This window comes from Nocardioides sp. CPCC 206348 (assembly GCF_048654705.1).
In the GTDB taxonomy this organism is placed as follows: Bacteria; Actinomycetota; Actinomycetes; order Propionibacteriales; family Nocardioidaceae; genus Nocardioides.
This window is the reverse complement of sequence record NZ_JBMCZA010000009.1, coordinates 1-5,180: the sequence shown is the minus strand read 5'-3', so window position 1 is coordinate 5,180 and position 5,180 is coordinate 1. Positions and strand designations below refer to the sequence as shown.

Below are 5,180 nucleotides of genomic sequence, written 5' to 3'. Positions count from 1 at the left end.
TCGATCTCGCTGTGCTCACCGTAGCGGGAGCCTCCGACACAACCCCCGAGCTCAAAGTCCTCGTCCAGGACCGCGCCGAACCGTCTGGACGCGCGCTGCCGGGGGGGTTCATCCGCGAGCGCTGGACCGTCGCTCAGACCGTCGAGGACGTGTTGCGGCGCAAGGTTGGCGTCGAGCCAGCTGACGATGTAAGCCCGCGGCTGCTGCGGCTCTTCGACGATCCCTCACGCGACGACCGCACCTGGGTGATCTCGGCCGGGCACTCCCTGTCGGTCCACGAGAGCGTGCTCATCGACGCTCACGGTGACCTCGTCGACGTCAGGCCCGCAGGAGAACTAGCCGAACCCGGGCCCCTGCTCTTCGACCACGACGAGATCGTCTCCACCGCGGTGCGGGCGTTGCGGGAGCGCTACGAGATCCGCTTCCGGTACGTCGACATCCACCCCGACCCGGACGGGTTCCTCCCCGAGCCCTTCACACTCCATCAACTTCGCAAGGTCCACGAGGCCGTGGTCGGCGACGAGCTGCACAAGGACAACTTCAACCGTCGGATGAAGCCGCTGCTGGAGCCGGTGCTCCGCAAGGGCGAGCCGGTGCTCGCGACGAACCTGCGCGGGCGGCCAGCCGCCCTCTATCGGCGTTCCGGGGTTTCCGTCGCAGCACATCCGTAGCGTGCATGCATGGCAGCGATCTATGACCGCCGGGTCTCGGCGGAGTTCCTGAAGCACTTCGACCCGAACGACACCGACGCGCCAGGCGTCGCGTCCTCCCTAGTGTCGTATGCGAAACACGCGCTGTACCCGGTCGACCTCCAGTTCCGACACACCGTGCGGTCGGGCCTCGACCACGCCACGCTCTACGTCGGCCTCACCTCCGTCCTCGACCTGCACATGAGCAAGAAGGGCCTGCTCAAACTGGCGGTCCATGCGACGCACGCCAAGGCCGGCGGATTTGACCCGGCCTGGTCACAACCGCAGGCAGCCGCCGATCTGGCGGCGCACTGGCCCGAGGTCGAGCTCTACCTCGACCGCATCATCCCGATAGCTGCCCGGACCCACGGTTCGACAGAAGGCGCAGTGCAGGCGGCTGTCAGTTCGCGCGCATCCAGCAAACGCGTGATCCTTGACCGCGAGGTGACACCGTCCTTCGGATCGACGGACGAGAAGACTTCGTTCATGAAGGCCTGCGCATCACCGATCCTCGAGGCGCTGAAGATCGCCGACCTCGGGTTTGCCGGCATGCCGACCAAGCTCGGCAACGAGTGCGACGCCATCGGCGTCGACCAGGACGGCACAATTCTTGCCATCGAGGTCAAGCCGCTCGGAGTCGGCAGCATCGCGTGGGCACCCGCCCAAGCAACGATGTACGCCCGCATTCTGCAGCGCTGGATCGACGAGAGCGCCTCGGCCGACAACGTGCCGCCGCCTGCGAATGTGCTGAAGGATCAGCTCGAGCAGCGACGGTCACTCGGCCTCGTCGACGGCGACTTCAAGGTGGGCATCGCGATGCGGGTCGCCCCGGTTGTCGTCCTCCAGCGGGGCGCGTCGGCTGAGATGATCCGGCGAATGCTGGCTGTGCGCGACGCCTTGAAGGATGCGCCGCTCGGCGTCGAGCCGATTCAGCTCTTCGAGGTCAACCTTCTCGGCGACCTCCTCCCCCTCAGCGAATCCCGCCTTCCGGACGGCCGTCCGCGTCCGCAGAACTACGCAGCGGCAGAGAATGCACGACAAGCTCGGTGGAAGGCATCGAGCAGTGCACCGCTGCCCCTCGATGCGCGTGGGCCAGGCCAGGTGCGCAATCGATCGAAGGTTCTCGTGGATGTCGACTACGCGTTGCCGGCTGAGCACGCCGTACACAATCTGCTTCCCGAGGTCAGGCAGCAGGCGCTCGACATGTTCAAGAACCTCAAGATCGGCTGGCACCAGGGCATTGCCGGCGGCCCGTCAGCGCATCTCCGGTCGTCGCAGGTGCAGTGCGTCAATGCCTTGACCGCCATGGCAAGCGACCCGGACCGGATCATCAAGGCTTTCGGCTCCCAGCTCGACATTGCGACGGTGCGCGACTTCGGCGAGATCGACCCGACCGAAAGTGGTCGCTTCCTCACGTTCGAGTTCATCGGACTGACCAACTACTTCAACGAAGGCTCGAACGGAAAGAGGGTGCGCGGCTCCCAGTGCACGAGCGTCGACGCCGCGTTCGCCTACGTCACATCCACGGGCAAGAACGCACTAGCTCTTGTCGAGTGGAAGTACACGGAGAACTACCCCAGCGCTGCGCCAACCAATGATGCCAAGCACGCCGAGCGGCTCCGACGCTACGAGAACTTGCTCAAGTCGGCCAAGGGCCCGATCAAGGCGGGGCGGTTGGACCTGGCAGACCTTTTCCATGAGCCGATCTACCAGCTGGTGCGACAGCAACTGCTCGCCGATCAGTTGAGGAGTGATTCTGCTGTGGCAGCGGAGGTGGTCCGGGTCATTCATGTCCTGTCACCGGACAACAACGCCTACCAGCGTTCCTACCTTCCACCGGCCCTACGCGGCCGTGGGGCGACGGTGTCCGCCGTTTGGAAGACGTTGCTGCGCCATCCCGACCGATTCGTGACCATGGACCCGACGGTATTCCTCGACCCGGCCGTCACCAGTGAGCACTACGTCGACCGCTACGGATCCGGGTCGACTAACTGAACGAGCGTCTATGACGGCACCCGACCCCCCACACCCGCGGCCAGAACGTCGGGATGAACGGAGACGACGTCGCCGAAACTCGAGCGCACTGCCGCACGGTCGAACTCGGTGATCAGAATTGGCGATCGTCCAGGGTTGGCGCACGGTGCGCAACTGTCGCGGAGCGCGACGTTATGCGCTGCTGATGCCGATTTGATCGATTTGTCGCCCCTGCCGACTAGCCTCGGCGGAGGCAGAGCCTGCGTTCCCGTTGCGCTCGCTCGCCGCGCACCCAGGAGTGGACGATGGAGAACGAGATCCAACTCATCAGCGATGGCCAAAGCCTTGCGGTCATCGGAGAGTCGACAGCTGTAGACCTCTTCCTGGCCTCGGAGGACATCGCATCGAAAGACCTTGGATTGCCCAAGCTGTCGAAGGTGATGGGTGCCGGATCGGCTGCAGCAAGAGCAGGGTCGGAGATCAGCGCCCAAGCGGGTCGCTGGGTCAAGCTCACCCCGGAATCAGCAGCCAAGGTCAAGGCGATGGGCCTCATGCCGACCAAGACCCCTGGCGTCAGCCACGCGATGATTGGGAAGCCCGGCAACGTCAAGTCATGGCTCCAGATCTCAACGGGCCCCGGTTCGATCGCGTCGAACCCGGCGCTCTTGTCCGGCGCAGCGGGGATAATGACCCAGCTCGCGATGCAGCAAGCCATGGATGAAATCACGGACTATCTGGCCCGGATCGACGCCAAGCTGGACGATGTCCTTCGCGCCCAGAAGGACGCTGTCGTCGCCAACTTGATCGGCGTGGGCTTCGATATCGAGGAAGCGATGACCCTGCGCGAGCACGTTGGCCGCGTCAATGAGGTCACCTGGTCGAAAGTGCAATCTTCGTCAGCAACCATCGCGCGCACCCAGTCTTACGCGCTGCTCCAACTCGAGGCCCTTGCCGAGAACCTGCACAGCAAGCAACGGATCAGTGAGTTGCTCAAGGCAGCAAAGGAAACGGAGGCCAAGACCCAAGAATGGCTGGCCATCCTCGCACGCTGCTTTCAACTTCAGGACGCGATCGCCGTCCTTGAAATCGATCGTGTTCTCGAAACCGCACCAGATGACCTGAACGGACACCGGCTCGGACTGACGGCTGCGCGAAACGCTCGACTGGACGCCATCTCGCAAGTCACCAGCCGATTGCTGTCGGAAATGGCTGGGGCCGCTGCATCGGCCAACCTACGAGTGTTGCTTAACCCGTCTCAGTCACCAGCGGTCATCAGGTCGACCGCCCACGTCGCCGCTCAGGTCGATGACTTTCATGAGCGACTCGCTATCGGCGACAACCAGGGACAGTTCGAGATACGGCACTGGACTCAAGCTGTGGCTGAAGTCAGAGACAAAGCGCTTGAGACAGGGTTGGAAGGTGCCGAAGCCGCCAAGCGACTCGGCACCGAAGTTGGTCACCGCGCCAGATCGGTAGGCGGCACGGTTGCCAACGGGATTGCAGAGCGACGTTCGCGTCGACGCAATCAAGCCGACCGAGTCAACGACGACGGTTGAACTCATCAACTTCGCCTGACGCAGCGATTTCGCCTTCACGTCGCTGCGCTCTCCAAGGAGGCGGCCGACTGCGAGACCTTGAGGTCAGGTGCCAGGCCATGCACTGGCCACACCAGTAGATGCCGGTTGGTTGCTTCTTACTGGCTGCCGCATTGCGGCGTCGAATGTTAGACAGCGCTCGCTGGGCTTGCCACTCAGACCGATAAGGAACTTTGTTGCACTCAGGCACAGCGACAGGTCCTGAAATGTCGCCGTGCTCACCTGGGTCTATCCCCAGCCCTGCACGAAGGTTCACACCAAATGGTGGTCGACCGCTTCGAGATACATGGTCTCGCTACCGCCGATAACGGTACTCACTCACCACCCGGTATCACCAGCCTTGCCTGTGAAAGGTGTGCGACTCATGCAGGAAGATTTGCAGGCCGGTCCCATTGCCAATGGCCCACCTCAGCGCGCTAGGCAGGCGGCAAGCGCGTTGCCAGGTGCCCCTGCAAGGCAGCGAACAGCTTTCTCGGTGAGAGCACTGCGGCGCCGCGGGAAAGCCCGCTGCCCACCATGGGCCATCCAGCCGCCACGAAGCACCGGACGGTGACGACAGCACGTTGGGACTCGTCGACCTCTCGATCTGTCCGCACCTCGCTCCGGACGGAGAGCGGGGCAACTCGATGGCCGAGGCAGAAGCCTGGGCGAGCGGCATCGCCGGGGCGGGTACGCGATCGACGACCAGACCGCCATCGCGGTGGTCGTCGGCGTCGCCGAGGTGGTCTCCGAGGGTCTCTGGAAGCGTCTGACTACGGATTCCAACGCTCCGGCCGATGTCGGTGCGCCTCACTAGGTTCGGCCCCATGACCACCATCCCCGACGTCATCGACCAGTACTACAAGGCCTCGGCCTCCGGCGACCTCGACACCCTGCTCGCCTGTTTCCAGCCCGACGCCCATGTCCGCGACGAGAGCCACGA

Annotated in this window: 3 protein-coding genes; all 3 read left to right on the top strand. The window is 63.9% G+C overall.

Annotated elements, in window-relative coordinates; genetic code table 11:
- Positions 1–671: NUDIX hydrolase (locus ACOADB_RS00365; RefSeq protein ID WP_378595936.1), on the top strand; the 671-nt coding region annotated here is incomplete at its 5' end.
- A gap of 9 nt (positions 672–680) precedes the next feature.
- Positions 681–2,684 (top strand): PGN_0703 family putative restriction endonuclease, encoded by a 2,004-nt coding sequence (locus ACOADB_RS00360; protein ID WP_378595935.1) that lies wholly within the window; start codon positions 681–683, stop codon positions 2,682–2,684.
- 284 nt (positions 2,685–2,968) lie between these two features.
- A complete protein-coding gene (locus ACOADB_RS00355; protein WP_378595934.1) occupies positions 2,969–4,219 on the top strand; it encodes a hypothetical protein in 1,251 nt (416 codons plus the stop codon).
- Positions 4,220–5,180 lie beyond the last annotated feature (961 nt).

What these genes read in the sequence shown, in the direction of transcription:
- ACOADB_RS00360 (WP_378595935.1), top strand. Translation starts at nt 681, where the DNA reads ATGGCAGCGATCTATGACCGCCGGGTCTCGGCGGAGTTCCTGAAGCAC.
- ACOADB_RS00355 (WP_378595934.1), top strand. Translation starts at nt 2,969, where the DNA reads ATGGAGAACGAGATCCAACTCATCAGCGATGGCCAAAGCCTTGCGGTC.